The sequence below is a fragment of the Enterobacter sp. DSM 30060 genome, assembly GCF_013375955.1.
Lineage (GTDB): Bacteria > Pseudomonadota > Gammaproteobacteria > Enterobacterales > Enterobacteriaceae > Enterobacter > Enterobacter intestinihominis.
In genome coordinates, this window is record NZ_CP056118.1 from 3567504 (window position 1) to 3580823 (window position 13320).

General features: G+C 54.4%; 18 protein-coding genes. 7 read left to right on the top strand and 11 right to left on the bottom strand.

Annotation, left to right across the window (positions count from 1 at the left end; genetic code table 11):
• Positions 1 to 14 precede the first annotated feature (14 nt).
• Both HWQ15_RS16925 and rluE read right to left on the bottom strand, forming a co-directional pair.
• Positions 15 to 488, bottom strand: a complete 474-nt coding sequence (locus HWQ15_RS16925; protein ID WP_063149002.1) for an NUDIX hydrolase — start codon at positions 486 to 488, stop codon at positions 15 to 17.
• Entirely contained in the window at positions 488 to 1150 is a 663-nt protein-coding gene (gene rluE / locus HWQ15_RS16930; RefSeq protein ID WP_022647772.1) for a 23S rRNA pseudouridine(2457) synthase RluE, read from the bottom strand. Before rluE ends, HWQ15_RS16925 begins: the two co-directional genes overlap by 1 nt.
• A gap of 117 nt (positions 1151 to 1267) precedes the next feature.
• Here rluE and icd point away from each other — a divergent pair, with 117 nt between their 5' ends.
• Both icd and HWQ15_RS16940 read left to right on the top strand, forming a co-directional pair.
• Positions 1268 to 2518, top strand: coding sequence for an NADP-dependent isocitrate dehydrogenase (gene icd, locus HWQ15_RS16935; RefSeq protein WP_003857898.1), 1251 nt, complete (start codon positions 1268 to 1270; stop codon positions 2516 to 2518).
• A 76-nt stretch (positions 2519 to 2594) separates the two neighbouring features.
• Complete coding sequence (locus tag HWQ15_RS16940; protein WP_022647773.1) at positions 2595 to 2840, top strand: DUF2543 family protein; 246 nt, start codon at positions 2595 to 2597, stop codon at positions 2838 to 2840.
• A 4-nt stretch (positions 2841 to 2844) separates the two neighbouring features.
• On the opposite strand, the gene HWQ15_RS16945 is transcribed toward HWQ15_RS16940, so the two are convergent.
• Positions 2845 to 4344 carry a cyclic diguanylate phosphodiesterase gene (locus tag HWQ15_RS16945; protein ID WP_023305887.1) on the bottom strand — a complete coding sequence of 500 codons (1500 nt, stop codon included), beginning with the start codon at positions 4342 to 4344 and terminating at the stop codon, positions 2845 to 2847.
• A gap of 123 nt (positions 4345 to 4467) precedes the next feature.
• Positions 4468 to 4560, bottom strand: a complete 93-nt coding sequence (gene yncL / locus HWQ15_RS16950; protein WP_071524166.1) for a stress response membrane protein YncL — start codon at positions 4558 to 4560, stop codon at positions 4468 to 4470.
• Between the two features lie 370 nt (positions 4561 to 4930).
• On the opposite strand from yncL, the gene HWQ15_RS16955 reads away from it, so the two are divergent.
• Complete coding sequence (locus HWQ15_RS16955; protein WP_022647775.1) at positions 4931 to 5179, top strand: GlsB/YeaQ/YmgE family stress response membrane protein; 249 nt, start codon at positions 4931 to 4933, stop codon at positions 5177 to 5179.
• Between the two features lie 53 nt (positions 5180 to 5232).
• Here HWQ15_RS16955 and yoaJ read toward each other — a convergent pair whose 3' ends face one another.
• Genes yoaJ through HWQ15_RS16970 form a run of 3 tightly spaced genes read right to left on the bottom strand, consistent with a single transcriptional unit; the run spans position 5233 to position 6480 of the window.
• Entirely contained in the window at positions 5233 to 5307 is a 75-nt protein-coding gene (gene yoaJ, locus HWQ15_RS23480) for a protein YoaJ (RefSeq protein WP_071841870.1), read from the bottom strand.
• Entirely contained in the window at positions 5308 to 5406 is a 99-nt protein-coding gene (locus tag HWQ15_RS16965; protein ID WP_015570793.1) for a YoaK family small membrane protein, read from the bottom strand.
• A gap of 45 nt (positions 5407 to 5451) precedes the next feature.
• Positions 5452 to 6480 carry a sensor domain-containing diguanylate cyclase gene (locus tag HWQ15_RS16970; protein WP_063149001.1) on the bottom strand — a complete coding sequence of 343 codons (1029 nt, stop codon included), beginning with the start codon at positions 6478 to 6480 and terminating at the stop codon, positions 5452 to 5454.
• A 313-nt stretch (positions 6481 to 6793) separates the two neighbouring features.
• Here HWQ15_RS16970 and HWQ15_RS16975 point away from each other — a divergent pair, with 313 nt between their 5' ends.
• On the top strand, positions 6794 to 7048 hold the full coding sequence (locus tag HWQ15_RS16975; RefSeq protein ID WP_022647777.1) for a DUF333 domain-containing protein: 255 nt from the start codon (positions 6794 to 6796) through the stop codon (positions 7046 to 7048).
• A gap of 80 nt (positions 7049 to 7128) precedes the next feature.
• Complete coding sequence (locus HWQ15_RS16980; RefSeq protein WP_023299820.1) at positions 7129 to 7434, top strand: hypothetical protein; 306 nt, start codon at positions 7129 to 7131, stop codon at positions 7432 to 7434.
• Here HWQ15_RS16980 and HWQ15_RS16985 read toward each other — a convergent pair whose 3' ends face one another.
• Positions 7435 to 7779: a DUF488 domain-containing protein gene (locus tag HWQ15_RS16985; RefSeq protein WP_022647779.1), complete on the bottom strand. Its 345-nt coding sequence runs from the start codon at positions 7777 to 7779 to the stop codon at positions 7435 to 7437.
• 150 nt (positions 7780 to 7929) lie between these two features.
• Between HWQ15_RS16985 and HWQ15_RS16990 the strand changes: the two genes are divergently transcribed.
• Complete coding sequence (locus HWQ15_RS16990) at positions 7930 to 8637, top strand: CTP synthase (protein ID WP_022647780.1); 708 nt, start codon at positions 7930 to 7932, stop codon at positions 8635 to 8637.
• 31 nt (positions 8638 to 8668) lie between these two features.
• Here HWQ15_RS16990 and HWQ15_RS16995 read toward each other — a convergent pair whose 3' ends face one another.
• A complete protein-coding gene (locus HWQ15_RS16995) occupies positions 8669 to 9856 on the bottom strand; it encodes a CynX/NimT family MFS transporter (RefSeq protein WP_023299822.1) in 1188 nt (395 codons plus the stop codon).
• A 99-nt stretch (positions 9857 to 9955) separates the two neighbouring features.
• Here HWQ15_RS16995 and HWQ15_RS17000 point away from each other — a divergent pair, with 99 nt between their 5' ends.
• Complete coding sequence (locus HWQ15_RS17000; RefSeq protein WP_063216011.1) at positions 9956 to 10747, top strand: helix-turn-helix transcriptional regulator; 792 nt, start codon at positions 9956 to 9958, stop codon at positions 10745 to 10747.
• On the opposite strand, the gene HWQ15_RS17005 is transcribed toward HWQ15_RS17000, so the two are convergent.
• On the bottom strand, positions 10731 to 11177 hold the full coding sequence (locus HWQ15_RS17005; RefSeq protein WP_003857881.1) for a DUF441 domain-containing protein: 447 nt from the start codon (positions 11175 to 11177) through the stop codon (positions 10731 to 10733). The genes HWQ15_RS17000 and HWQ15_RS17005 overlap by 17 nt on opposite strands.
• Before the next feature lie 106 nt (positions 11178 to 11283).
• The gene (locus HWQ15_RS17010) at positions 11284 to 13320 is read right to left on the bottom strand and encodes a TIM-barrel domain-containing protein (protein ID WP_063149000.1); all 2037 of its coding nucleotides are present in this window, start codon (positions 13318 to 13320) and stop codon (positions 11284 to 11286) included.

Consider the following 13320-nt stretch of genomic DNA (forward strand, 5'->3'; position numbering starts at 1 on the left):
GGCGGCGTATTCTATCACGCCCCCCCACCATTGACACCCTCTGTAAACGGCCAGTTAAATTCTGCAATGACATCCAGCGGCAGGCGCGCCGCAGACTGCCAGCAGCGGATGCTTTCCGCAACCAGCGGCGAGCGCAGGTTTGGCGCGCTCAGGATCTCGTCTGCGTTCACCCACAGGCAGCGATCGATATCGTCGTCGTGCGGTTCAGTGGCGCACGTTTCGTTAAGCTCAACGGCGAATAAAAAGCGCAGGAAAGGTGTCTGGTCAGGCGCTATCCACTGATGCATACGGATAAAGTGCTGCGGTTCGGCGCGGATACCCGTCTCTTCCCAGAGCTCGCGTTTCGCTGCCTGCAATAAGGTTTCGTTGGCTTCAAGATGCCCGGCTGGCTGATTCCAAAGCGCTTTGCCGTTGATGGTCTCTTCCACCACCAGGAATTTCCCCTGCGCGTGGACCACGCAGGCGACCGTAACATGGGGTTTAAACATCAGTTCTCCTTAGGGGTAACATCCCGCCATTCCCCGTTAGCCAGCGAGTCCAGCGTGTAGCTGCCCATGGCGTAGCGAATGAGTCGCAGGGTAGGGAAGCCCACATGCGCAGTCATGCGCCTGACCTGTCGGTTGCGGCCTTCATAAAGGGTGATTTTAAGCCAGCTGGTGGGAATCGATTTGCGCTCACGAATCGGCGGGTTGCGCGGCCACAGCCACTCGGGTTCATTCACGCGCTCAATACCAGCTGGCAGGGTAGGACCATCGTTCAGCGTTACGCCGTTGCGCAGCTTTGCCAGCGACGCGTCGTCCGGCTCGCCTTCAACCTGCACATAGTAAATTTTTCCGGTACGTTTGCCCGGCTGAGTAAGCCTGGCCTGGAGCACGCCGTCATTGGTAAGCACCAGCAGCCCCTCGCTGTCGCGATCCAGACGCCCGGCCGCGTAGACCCCCTGAACGGGGATAAAATCCTTCAGCGTGCTGCGCCCGGCCTCGTCGGTAAACTGCGGCAATACATCGTAGGGTTTATTGAACAGTATGACCCGCGTTGGCTGGGGTTCTGGCGTTCTTCTGGTGGCTTGTCGTGAGCTGAATCGCTCAACCCGGTGTTTTCTAAAAGAAGTTTTCTTCATGGTATTTTCAGGCTCTATCAATTGCCGCATTATAGCCTAATAACGAAGACCTTTCATGGCGTCGGACAATCAGGTACTATCGGAAGGCTCATTACAATTTATTAACATAAGATCAGTAACAACCAGAAGCGCTCGAAGGAGAGGTTAATGGAAAGCAAAGTAGTTGTTCCGGCGGAAGGTAAAAAGATCACCCTGCAAAACGGCAAGATTAACGTTCCTCACAACCCGATTATCCCGTTCATCGAAGGTGACGGTATCGGTGTAGACGTTACCCCGGCAATGCTGAAAGTGGTTGATGCCGCTGTTGAGAAAGCCTACAAAGGCGAGCGTAAAATTTCCTGGATGGAAATTTACACCGGTGAAAAATCGACTCAAGTTTATGGCCAGGACGTCTGGCTGCCAGCCGAAACGCTGGACCTGATCCGCGACTATCGCGTTGCTATCAAAGGCCCTCTGACCACGCCAGTTGGCGGCGGCATTCGCTCCCTGAACGTGGCGCTGCGTCAGGAACTGGATCTGTATGTGTGTCTGCGTCCGGTGCGTTACTACCAGGGCACTCCAAGCCCGGTTAAGCACCCGGAACTGACCGACATGGTCATCTTCCGTGAAAACTCTGAAGACATCTACGCCGGTATCGAATGGAAAGCGGATTCTGCTGATGCAGAAAAAGTGATTAAATTCCTGCGCGAAGAGATGGGCGTGAAGAAAATTCGCTTCCCTGAGCATTGCGGCATCGGCATCAAGCCGTGCTCCGAAGAAGGGACCAAGCGTCTGGTGCGTGCCGCCATCGAATACGCTATCACCAACGATCGTGACTCTGTGACCCTGGTTCACAAAGGCAATATCATGAAGTTCACCGAAGGCGCGTTCAAAGACTGGGGCTACCAGCTGGCGACCGAAGAGTTCGGCGGTGAACTGATCGACGGCGGCCCATGGCAGAAAATCAAAAACCCGAACACCGGTAAAGAGATCATCATTAAAGATGTGATCGCCGATGCGTTCCTGCAACAGATCCTGCTGCGTCCTGCTGAATATGACGTGATCGCCTGTATGAACCTGAACGGCGACTACATCTCTGATGCGCTGGCAGCGCAGGTCGGTGGTATCGGTATCGCCCCGGGCGCGAACATCGGTGACGAGTGCGCCCTGTTTGAAGCAACTCACGGTACTGCACCGAAATATGCAGGCCAGGACAAAGTCAACCCAGGCTCTATCATTCTGTCCGCAGAGATGATGCTGCGTCATATGGAATGGTTCGAAGCCGCAGACCTGATCGTTAAGGGTATGGAAGGCGCGATTAACGCCAAAACCGTCACCTATGACTTTGAACGTCTGATGGAAGGCGCTAAACTTCTGAAATGCTCAGAGTTTGGCGACGCGATTATCGCGAACATGTAATCCACTCGCTGGGTTAAATGACAACGGGAGCCTGAGGGTTCCCGTTTTTTATGCACACAAGACGGAAAACAACGCTATGACCCATGATATCCCGCTCAAGTATTATGACATCGTCGACGAGTATGCGACTGAAACGGCAAAACCGCCAGAAGAGGCGGAGCGTACGCCACTGGCACACTATTTTCAGCTGCTGCTCACTCGCTTATACAACAATGAGGAAATCAGTGAAGAGGCGCAGCGGGAGATGGCTGTCCAGGCGGAGATAGATGAAGCGCGCATTGACGATATTGCGAACTTCCTGAATCAATGGGGCAATGAATAACGCTTCATCGCGCTGAGTAAGCCAGCAGGCTGGCGAGGTCGTGCCGGGTTAGTGATTTTGAAAAGTACCAGCCTTGCACGAGGGCATCGGGGTATCTCTGCGCGATGAACTGATATTGCGTTTCGCTTTCGACTCCCTCAAACACCAGGGTTTTGTGCAGTTTAGCGAGCGCGTCGCTAAAGATCACCAGGATATCCTGTTTATAATGCTCGTTGATGCCATCCACTAACGACTTATCCACTTTGATTTCGTCATATTTGAGATTGGACAGCCTTGCCAGATTAGAGTTTTGCACGCCAAAATCGTCTATTGAAATTTTGACGCCTGCCGATTTAAGATCCTCACAAAACTCTTCAAGGATGGCCGAGGTGGAAACGCCATTCTCGGATAACTCAACTTTGATTAACGATAAGGGAATAGCGTTCTCTAAGCATGCATGACGTAATACCGCCAGAAATTTGCCGTCTTCAATTTCCGTCCGGCCAACGTTCAGTGAAATCATTAACTGATGTTCGGCCGCCAGCCCGGCAATTTCCGCCAGGGATTTCTTTATCATGTTCTGATAATAAACGTTATACAGACCAATTTTTTTAATTAACGGGATAAACAGCTCAGGAGAAACCTCTTTGTGATTGTTATCCTGCCATCTTGATAACACTTCAACCCCGACGATTTTCTTATCAGCAACCCGAATTATGGGCTGAAAATGAACGCTGATAGTATTCGCTATCACCGCCTTGACCAGCGTTCGCTCAAGAGAAAGTCGATCTTCATAAAGTCGAAGAGAAAACAGCGTCAGGGATACCCAGATAAAGTATAAAAACAGGCACAGGAGTACCATCACTACGCGGGAGAGCGATGCCAGTCCGGCATTGTGGTGGGTGACGGTAACGCACAAATCCCAGCGCGTGCTGCACTGCGTCACGGTCTGTGTGAATAACAGTGACGACAAGCGGCTAAGGTTTTCTGTAGGTGACGTAACGGTAAAAAAGGTTCGGTCGAAATCTTTCGTGGTAGAACGAAGTGAATAGTTGGCGGTGACCGGAGAGAATTTATCGTAGGCTGAACGTGATGTGAAGATAATAAGATGGTTATAAATTGTCGCATTGCCTACAAAAAAATCTTTCTGTGAAAATTGCGCCAGACTGAATCCGTTCAGGGTGTTGTGAAGCTCAGAGGGAAGGGCGATGGGATTTGCCAGCTTGCCCCAAAATGCGGTGCAGGTAATTTTCCCATTTTCAATAAACCCCACATCGGCGAAATAGAGACTCTGCATCTTTAAATTACGGTAGACGTTCAGGCTGGCGTTATCGCATCCCTTCGCGGAGGTATTTTTAAGCGTACTGGCGATATTTTGCGTCAAGTCTTCGGAATAGCGTAAGAGCGTGTGGGAGATCTCCCTCTGCCGGTCCTTTTGCTGCTCAACGATAATGGCGTTAACCGCATACAGCGACAGGACGACCATAAAGGTTGAGATGATAGCAACGGCAATGGCCTTGTTCATTTTCCTGCTGTCCCGCCACGTCCTGAGGTGCAGGGATCTTAACACAGGTCATTAAAGCTACAAGTATGCGCGTTGAGCCCGCACGTGATTGAAAGGAAAGCCACCATGCCGACTCAATACATCTCAGAACCACTCAAACCGTGTCGAGAGCAGTAACAGTAGCGTACTGGCAGAAACAAGATTAAGGCAGATGACGAACTTGCTCGATACGTTCATGTTATCAGATTCACTTTGCTGTTCAGTAGCCACAGAGAATAGCGGTTCACCTCCTGGGAAAAAACGCCAGATTTTGGTGGGGTGAGGCAAAAAAAAGCCCACTAAAAAGTGGGCAAGAAATACTGGAAGCAATGTGAGCAATGTCGTACTGAATACCTGAGTGATTTGCTCAACTATTCAGTAATGAGAAAGATAATCTTTCTCAGTAAAAGATGCAACCCCACGATGAGTGTGGAACGGCAATTTTTATTGCTCAGATTTTACTCAAACGAACCGTGTGATTCTTATCACAAATTTCCTTTCTCAGATCCTGTGCTATCCTTTTCTGTGTCGTTGATTTAATGACAAAAACCATACAGAGAGGAAAGCTATGGGAATTTTATCCTGGATTATCTTTGGGCTGATTGCGGGGATCCTGGCGAAGTGGATTATGCCGGGCAAAGATGGCGGCGGTTTCATCGTCACGATCGTTCTGGGGATTGTAGGTGCAGTCGTCGGTGGCTGGATCAGTACCCTGTTCGGCTTTGGCAGAGTTGATGGCTTCAACTTCGGCAGCTTTGTCGTCGCGGTGATTGGCGCGCTGGTTGTTCTGTTTATCTACAGAAAAATCAAAAGCTAAATCTGACCTGTGTTAAAAAAGGCTGCCTGAGGGCGGCCTTTTTACTTTGGGCGTTACCACCAGCCAAACTGCGTACCGGCGACGGCCACGATGGCGACAATCAGCATGATGAGGGTCGTTTTTCTCATTTATGCCCCCGGCGCGGCGTAACCGCCAAGGAAAAACCAGCCTAAAAACACGACTGCCGTGATAAAAATAACCACCGGAAAGAGGATCCCTATTCTCATGCCATCACCTGTTTGAGTTTGTATAAGGCCGTAGAGTGTACGGTTTTAATCTAACGCGACAAAGCCTGTTTTGTTTTTTCCTTTTTTATCCTGATACATCGCGAGGTCTGCGGTGCGCAGGGCACTATCTTCATCTGTGCAGTGAGGATCAACAATAACGACGCCATAGCTTGCACCGGGATAGAGAATAGTGACATTATCTAACCCATATTCACCCGCGATACGGCCGTTGAGGCGGGTTTTGATAGCGTTGACCTCTGTGCTGGCGTCGCCATCATCGCTGTGACTCAGGCTGGCAACCAGAAATTCATCGCCGCCGAGCCGGCCGATAATTTCGTCCTGCGTTTGCTGGTGAGTCAGTCGATTGCCGACCTGAACGAGGAACCGATCGCCCGCTTCATGACCGTACTGATCATTGATTCGCTTGAAATCATCGAGGTCAATAAAGGCAATCATGACGTTGCGGTTAAGATGGCGCGCCAGTGAGAACAGGGTGGTAAGGTTTTCAAAAATGGCGCGACGATTCGGCAGGCCGGTAAGGGCGTCGGTGTAAGAGTGGGCAATGAGCGCCGCATTTGCTTCACGAAGCTGAAGCACAAGCGACTCTTTCTGAATGTACTGACCAATTAACCCGGCAAAGAGCCTGATCACCTGCTCGCCACGCTCGCTGAACTGTTTCTGTGCGGTGCTGGCAGCGCAAAGCGTGCCGTACAGAGAACCGTCAGCCAGGTGAACCGGCACGCTCATATAGGTTGTAATACCCAGTGCTTTTGCCGCTTCACACTCCGGCCAGCGGTCGGGCACCTTGTTACTGAACAAGGTGTCGCTATCCATGGCGCGCTTACAGAGCGTTTCGTCCCAGGGCACGCTGAACCCTTCCGGGATCTGCATTTGCTTGCTGTTACGGGCATATAAAATGTGCTGCAAACGCGCGTTGATATCGATTTTGGTCAGGTAGGTTGATTCCATATCCGTCACAATTTCCAGCATTTCCAGTAGCTGACGCACCAGACTGTCGAGAGATTGCTCGGTGGAGAGGGTTTCTGAAACACGGGCAAGAATGATATCTGACATGAGGCAGGTTGACTCCCATGCAGAAGACCTCTGTATCTGCATGTTATGCTGAAAATATAGACTCCGGTCATAGTAAAACATGAACAGGATTAATTTTATAGATTCTTCTGAAAGCGGATGAAGGAGAGGCTAAAAAAAAGCCCCGATGTTGAGATCGGGGCAAAACATCTTGATTACGGAATGATGTTCTCTGGTCAGAGTGAGAACAGACACCACTATAGGGATGAATCGTGCAGGTTTAATGGAGAAATCATGGAGAAAACGGCGATGACCCGTTACTCTGACGTTTTCAACACCCTGAAGGATCATGATAATGAAATATCTTCTCCTGGCGCTGGTTTTACCGCTGGCCGCATGCTCAACAAAGACACCTCCTCCCGATGCGCCTCAACCGCCGCACGCTATTGGTATGGCAAATCCGGCGTCAGTGTACTGTCTGGAGAAAGGGGGAGAGCAAATCCCTGTACAAAGCCCGCAGGGCGTACGTACCGAGTGCAAATTGCCAGGCGGGGAAGTGATCGATGAATGGGATCTCTATCGCCGCGATCACCCGCAACCGACCAGATGACAACGGCAATAAAACTGCGATACACTTCTCTTTAGGATTATTCTTAGCCAGTTTCTGGCGGTACGTTTGCGAGAAGAAGTATGTTTCAGTTAAAACCGGGCAGCATGGCGATAATTGTGGGTGCGCGTACGACGGCGGGCCGTCGAAATATCGGTAAATCCGTGGAGCTGTTTGGCCTTTGTCAGCCGGGTCAGCGTTTTGTGAACCCGGTTAACGGCGTCATGACGCATTTACCTGATACATCAGCGCGTGCGCTGTGGCTGGTCACCGGTGATGTTTACGCCTTTGATAATCAGCACGGTTTTGCGTTTGTTCGCCCGGAACATTTGATGCCGCTTACTCCCGACGAGATGCCACACAACGTGGATGAGCTGGCAATCGGTTAATCACAGTTCACGCAGCCAGTCCGCCAGTACCCGCGCGTGATTCTGCTCCGTATTTTTCGCCCCATAGAGTAGCGTCACGGTCTGCTGTCGGGCGAGGGCCGCCAGGCGTTTGCCTTCATCCTGCTGCTGCGCCAGCTCTTTACGATAGGCTTCACTGAACGCGGTGAAATCGATCGTTTCACTGTGAAAGGCTTTCCGCAGTTCGCTGGACGGCGTTAGCGCTTTACACCACTCATCACAGGCGAGGTCGGTCTTTTTTATCCCTCGCGGCCAGAGTCTGTCTACCAGCACCCGGTAACCATCGTCTGATGTTGCCTGTTCATAGACGCGCTTACATTGAATCATCCGTTTTCCTCCTACCGTGCAACGTTCGGCAAGAACACTATAGCACCCGGCGTTTAAGCACCCAATTTAAGGTATTGTGATAATTGCAAAAGATCGGTAGTCTGAGGTTCCTTATGTTATCTGAAAATCCTCCGGCATAAGGAATCTCTCATGGAACTCTCCCCGGTTAAAACGACGCTGCGCATTGCGCTGGTTGGTGATTACAATCCCGATGTTATTGCGCACCAGGCGATCCCGCTGGCGATTGACGACGCCGCTGCGGTTCTGGATCTCACCGCTGATTATGACTGGCTCGCCACGCCTGAGCTGACCAACCCCGAAGACCTGGTCGGGTATGATGCCATCTGGCTGGTACCGGCAAGCCCGTATAAAAACACCGAGGCGGCGTTTATTGCCGCGCGTTACGCGCGTGAGAACAGCATCCCTTTTCTCGGCACCTGCGGCGGGTTCCAGCATGCGCTGATTGAGTATGCCCGTAATGTGCTGGGCTGGCACGATGCAGGCCATGCCGAAACCGATACCGAGGGGAGGATGGTGATTGCGCCGCTGGCCTGCTCGCTGGTGGAAAAAACCGACGCGATTGAGCTGCGGAACAACACGCTGATTGCCAAAGCGTACGGCAAGCCGGAAATTCAGGAAGGTTATCACTGCAATTACGGCGTCTCGTCTGAGTTTGCCAGCCAGCTTGAGCGGGGCGACATGCGCGTAACGGGCTGGGACGAGCAGGGCGAGATCCGCGCGGCAGAGCTGCTGACCCATCCTTTCTTTGTCATCACCCTGTTCCAGCATGAGCGGGCGGCGCTTCAAGGGCGCCCGGTGGTGCTGGTACAGGCCATGCTGCGGGCGGCGCAGGGATAAAAAAAGCAGACCGTCAGGTCTGCCTTGAATGTCAGCGGGGTGTGATCTCCCGGTCACGCCCCGCTAGCATGCCGCACAGGGCCATCACTACCGCAGCCAGCGCGCAGGCCAGCAGCGGAATGCGCCAGTCTCCGGCGGTATCGTGAATTTTCCCCATCAGCGGTGGGCCACAGGCCGCCAGCAGATAGCCAATCGACTGTGCCATGCCGGAGAGCGCGGCGGCCTGATGGGCCGAGCTGGCCCGCAGTCCGATAAACGTCAGGCCGAGGATCATGGTGGCGCCGGATCCAAAGCCAAACACCAGCGTCCAGACGACGGCCAGCCCCGGCGCGAACCAGAACCCGGCCGCACTGACGGCGCACATCAGAGCGACAAGCCCGGCTATGCCACGCTGATCGTTAAGACGGTGCAGGATCAGCGGAATGGCGAGACCGGGAACAGCGGTTGCCAGCTGGAGAAGTCCGTGCATGGAGCCAGCCTGCGTTTCGCTGTAGCCGTGGCTAAGTAAAATCGCGGGTAACCAGCCGATAATGACGTAGTAAATCAGCGAGTTAATGCCCAGAAAAAGCGTCACCTGCCAGGCGAGTGCGGAGCGCCAGATTGCCCGATTGTGCAACGCGCCCGCGCCGGTCAGGGTGGCGGCCGGCCTCTGGCGCCATTGCGGTAACCACAGCAGCAGCGCCACCAGCGGGAAGAACATCAGCATCAACAGCGCCCCGTGCCAGCCAGCATTCCCCAGCGACAGCGGGACGATCAGCGCCGACCCTGCGGCAGCGGCGGCCCCCATCGTCAGCGAATAAGCCCCCGTCAGTTTTGCGACCTGGCCCGGAAAATCACGTTTGATTAATCCGGGTAACAGGACATTGCCCAGCGCAATCCCACAGCCCACGATCGCCGTACCGATAAACAGCAGCGAGGCCGACGGCAGCGAACGTACGCCAATCCCGATGCAAATCAGCAGCAGAGCGATAAACAGGCTGCGCTCCATGCCCAGGCGCCGGGCGACGCCTGCGGCAAGGGGAGAGATAAAGGCGAAGGCCAGCAGAGGCAGCGTTGTGAGCAGGCCGGTTTGCGCCGTGCTTAAGCCATAGTCCTGTCGGATGGTGTCGAGCAGGGGGGCGACCCCGGTAAAGGTGACGCGCAGCGTCGTGGCGATCATCAGGATGCCTGCAACCAGCAGCGCGCCCTGTTTCCCGGAAGGTTGAATAGCAGTAGTCATTATTGTCTCTTACGTTCAGGCGAGCGCATACCATACCGATTTAAGTCGTGGTTGAAATCAGGCTAAAATGACAGTTTATCGCTAATATCGGACAACTTTATGTATGGACTGGGACTCGACGGCTACGATCCCGATAGCCAGCACGACGCGACGGTGGCCTTTCGCATCCGCGTGGTGGCACAAGAACAGTACATTCCGCTGCATCAGCACCGCAAAGGGCAGCTGATTATGGCGCTGGGAGGAGCGATCACCTGTGAAGTAGAGAACGCGATGCTGATGGTGCCGCCCCAGTATGCGGTGTGGATCCCGGGTCAAACGCCGCACAGCAACAAGGCGACGCCCGGCGCGCAGCTCTGCCTGCTGTTTATTGAACCCGGCGCGCTCGAATTGCCGACGCGTACCTGTACGTTGAAAATATCGCCCCTGGTGCGGGAGCTGGTGCTGGCGCTCGCGGACAGGTCACAGGAGGAACTGCCTCTTCCCGCTACCGGAAGGCTGGTTGACGTCCTGTTTGATGAACTGCCCCTGCAACCGCAGGAGCATCTCCAGCTGCCGGTATCTCCGCATCCGAAAATTCGTCTGATGAGTGAGACCATGGCAAACGAACCTGCCGCCTGGCAGACGCTGGCGCAGTGGGCCAGCCACTTTGCCATGAGCGAGCGCAATCTGGCGCGACTGGTGGTGAAAGAGACCGGCTTAAGCTTTCGCCGCTGGCGACACCAGCTCCAGCTGATTGTCGCATTGCAGTTTTTGATCGGCGGAAAGTCGGTTCAGCAGGCGGCGCAGGCGCTGGGGTATGACTCCACCACCGCCTTTATCACCATGTTCAAGAAAGGACTGGGACAGACGCCCGCCCGCTATATCGCCAGCCTGACTACGACTTCCCGATAAACAGCGAAACCAGTCCGGCAGCAATCAGCGGGCCAACCGGCACGCCACGAAACAGCGCCACGCCTAACACGGTGCCCACCAGCAGCCCGGCCACCAGAGAAGGCTGGCTGCTCATCAGCGTCACGCCGCGCCCGCCAAGCCATGAGACAAAAACGCCCACTGCAATCGCCACCAGCGATTTCCAGTTCACAAAGGAGTGCAGCAGCGTTGAGGCCGGTAGCGTTCCGCTGGCAATCGGGGCCATCACACCGATGGTCAAAATAATGATCCCGATGGTAAGCCCCTGTTTTTCTATCCACGGGAAGAAGGTGTTCAACGGTGTGACGCGAACGATGATCAGGACCAAAATGGAAATCGCGACGGTGGTATTGTGGCTGACAAAACCCAAAGCAGCCAGGGCCAGAAGTATGAGTAGTGTAGGGTCGAACATGACGGGATCCTTGCCAAAAATAGTAAGCCTGCTTACTTTACGCGCAAACGCGACGGCAGGCAGGCTTTACTAAAAAAATTGTCTATTTTTGGGCACTTGCCTGACGTCAGTCCACCAGTTGCTGGATAAGCGGACTCCCTTCGCGGATAAACACCGGGATGGTTTCCAGCGCCGCAGGCACCCGGATATGCTCCCCACCGGCGTAGCGCTCACCGTTGAGGGCGATCCAGCTATTGCCCGTCGGCAGCCAGACATCGCGCTCACGCTGACCGGCCTGCATAACCGGCGCCACCAGAAGATCTTCACCAAACAGATACTGATCTTCACACGCCCAGCTCTGCTTATCCTTCGGATAGTGCCAGAACAGCGGACGCATAAGCGGGTCTCCGTGCAGATGAGCCTGCCGGTACAATGCGTCAATATACGGGCGCAGGGTTTCGCGCACGGTAAGCCAGTGCTGCATGATGGCGTAATTCTCTTCTCCGTAACTCCACAGCTCATTAGGCGAACCGCTGTTACACTGAGGAATGCCGTCACGGTAGTGCTCCGGGGGCTGGATCTGCGGTTCGCGATAGCCGTGCATGCGCAGAACCGGTGTAAACACCGCCCACTGGAACCAACGGATCAGCAATTCATGGAACGCCGGGTCGTTAACGTTCCCTCCCTGGAAGCCGCCGATATCGGTCGTCCACCATGGGATCCCCGCCAGCCCCATATTCAGTCCTGCGGCGAGTTGATTGCGAAAAGCATGGAACGAGGAGTGGACATCACCCGACCACGCCAGCACGCCGAAGCGTTGGCTGCCTGCCCAGGCGCAGCGTACCAGGTTAACAATGTCGGTTTCGCCGTTTGCCTGGAGCCCATCGTAAAAGCCCTGCGCAAAGTCACGCGGGTAGCGATTGCCCACTTCCAGTACCGGACCGGCGTGGTAGCGATAGTTGTCAAAATCATAGGCGCGATATTCCGGCTCCGCTTCGTCCAGCCAGAACAGCTTAATGCCCATGTCGTAGTAATTTTTCTTCACCGTATCCCAGACGAATTTCCGCGCCTCTGGATGGGTCGCATCAAAGAAGGTGGTATTGCCCATAAAATCGAGGTTGACCTGCACGCCGCGCTCACTGCTGACTAGCCAGCCTTTGGCTTTCATCAGCGGGTAGAGGGGGCTGCGCGCCTCTACCGTTGGCCACACCGACACCATCAGCGCAATACCCATTTCGCGCAGCTCGTCGACCATGCCTTCAGGATCGGGCCAGTCTACGGGGTCGAAGCACCAGGTGCCCTGATTCGGCCAGTGGAAAAAGTCGATGACCATCACCGACAGCGGCAGATTACGGCGGCGATACTCCCGCGCAACCTCAAGCACCTCCTGCTGGGTGCGGTATCGCAATTTGCACTGCCACAGTCCACTGATAAACGCCGGGGCGGGGGGCGGAGTACCGGTGGCTTTCACATACTGGCGGGTGATATCCGCCACCGTGTCAGCGGCGGTGATCCAGTAGTCCATCTCTCCTGTGACGCGGGCGCGCCATTCCGTCTGATTTTTTGCAAAGCTGGCTTCACCAATCGCCGGGTTGTTCCACAGCAGGCCATAGCCAAGGCTGGACTGCATAAAGGGCACGCTGGCCTGGGAGTTTCGCTGAGCCAGCTCCAGCGCACAGCCTTTCAGATCCAGCCACGGCTGTTGATACTGACCCATGCCATAGATGCGTTCATCCGGACGCGATTCAAACCGGACGGTGAGCTGATATTTGCCGCCCATCAGCGGTTTAAATTCGCGGCCATCCAGCTTCAGAGCGCTGACATATTTATCCTGACTCTTCTCGCTGGCACCGATACCCACCGTTGAACGCTGGCGCCACATCTCCTCCAGCAGCAGTTCGCCGCGCTGATTGTAGAAGGCCAACTGACCTTTAAGGTTCAGGGTCGCGGTAATATTGCCGTTGCGCAGCGTCAGGCTTTCCGCTTCGGCGACAATCTCGGCCTGGCAAGGGGTGGCGGGTAACAGTGCCTGTAAGGCGTCATCAAATGCCGGGGAGCAGGTGGCCCTGACGCGAAGACTGTTTTCTCCCCAGGGTTCGATGCGCAGGATCTGGCGTTCAAAACGCCATTCGATACAGTTGGAATGTTGAATCAGCTCACTCAT

What these genes read in the sequence shown, in the direction of transcription:
- rluE (WP_022647772.1), bottom strand. Translation starts at nt 1,150, where the DNA reads ATGCGGCAATTGATAGAGCCTGAAAATACCATGAAGAAAACTTCTTTT.
- HWQ15_RS16990 (WP_022647780.1), top strand. Translation starts at nt 7,930, where the DNA reads ATGGAACTCTCCCCGGTTAAAACGACGCTGCGCATTGCGCTGGTTGGT.
- HWQ15_RS16945 (WP_023305887.1), bottom strand. Translation starts at nt 4,344, where the DNA reads ATGAACAAGGCCATTGCCGTTGCTATCATCTCAACCTTTATGGTCGTC.
- yncL (WP_071524166.1), bottom strand. Translation starts at nt 4,560, where the DNA reads ATGAACGTATCGAGCAAGTTCGTCATCTGCCTTAATCTTGTTTCTGCC.
- HWQ15_RS16995 (WP_023299822.1), bottom strand. Translation starts at nt 9,856, where the DNA reads ATGACTACTGCTATTCAACCTTCCGGGAAACAGGGCGCGCTGCTGGTT.
- HWQ15_RS16980 (WP_023299820.1), top strand. Translation starts at nt 7,129, where the DNA reads ATGTTTCAGTTAAAACCGGGCAGCATGGCGATAATTGTGGGTGCGCGT.
- HWQ15_RS17010 (WP_063149000.1), bottom strand. Translation starts at nt 13,320, where the DNA reads ATGAGTGAGCTGATTCAACATTCCAACTGTATCGAATGGCGTTTTGAA.
- HWQ15_RS16975 (WP_022647777.1), top strand. Translation starts at nt 6,794, where the DNA reads ATGAAATATCTTCTCCTGGCGCTGGTTTTACCGCTGGCCGCATGCTCA.
- icd (WP_003857898.1), top strand. Translation starts at nt 1,268, where the DNA reads ATGGAAAGCAAAGTAGTTGTTCCGGCGGAAGGTAAAAAGATCACCCTG.
- HWQ15_RS16925 (WP_063149002.1), bottom strand. Translation starts at nt 488, where the DNA reads ATGTTTAAACCCCATGTTACGGTCGCCTGCGTGGTCCACGCGCAGGGG.
- HWQ15_RS16965 (WP_015570793.1), bottom strand. Translation starts at nt 5,406, where the DNA reads ATGAGAATAGGGATCCTCTTTCCGGTGGTTATTTTTATCACGGCAGTC.
- HWQ15_RS16940 (WP_022647773.1), top strand. Translation starts at nt 2,595, where the DNA reads ATGACCCATGATATCCCGCTCAAGTATTATGACATCGTCGACGAGTAT.
- HWQ15_RS17000 (WP_063216011.1), top strand. Translation starts at nt 9,956, where the DNA reads ATGTATGGACTGGGACTCGACGGCTACGATCCCGATAGCCAGCACGAC.
- HWQ15_RS16955 (WP_022647775.1), top strand. Translation starts at nt 4,931, where the DNA reads ATGGGAATTTTATCCTGGATTATCTTTGGGCTGATTGCGGGGATCCTG.
- HWQ15_RS16970 (WP_063149001.1), bottom strand. Translation starts at nt 6,480, where the DNA reads ATGTCAGATATCATTCTTGCCCGTGTTTCAGAAACCCTCTCCACCGAG.
- HWQ15_RS17005 (WP_003857881.1), bottom strand. Translation starts at nt 11,177, where the DNA reads ATGTTCGACCCTACACTACTCATACTTCTGGCCCTGGCTGCTTTGGGT.
- HWQ15_RS16985 (WP_022647779.1), bottom strand. Translation starts at nt 7,779, where the DNA reads ATGATTCAATGTAAGCGCGTCTATGAACAGGCAACATCAGACGATGGT.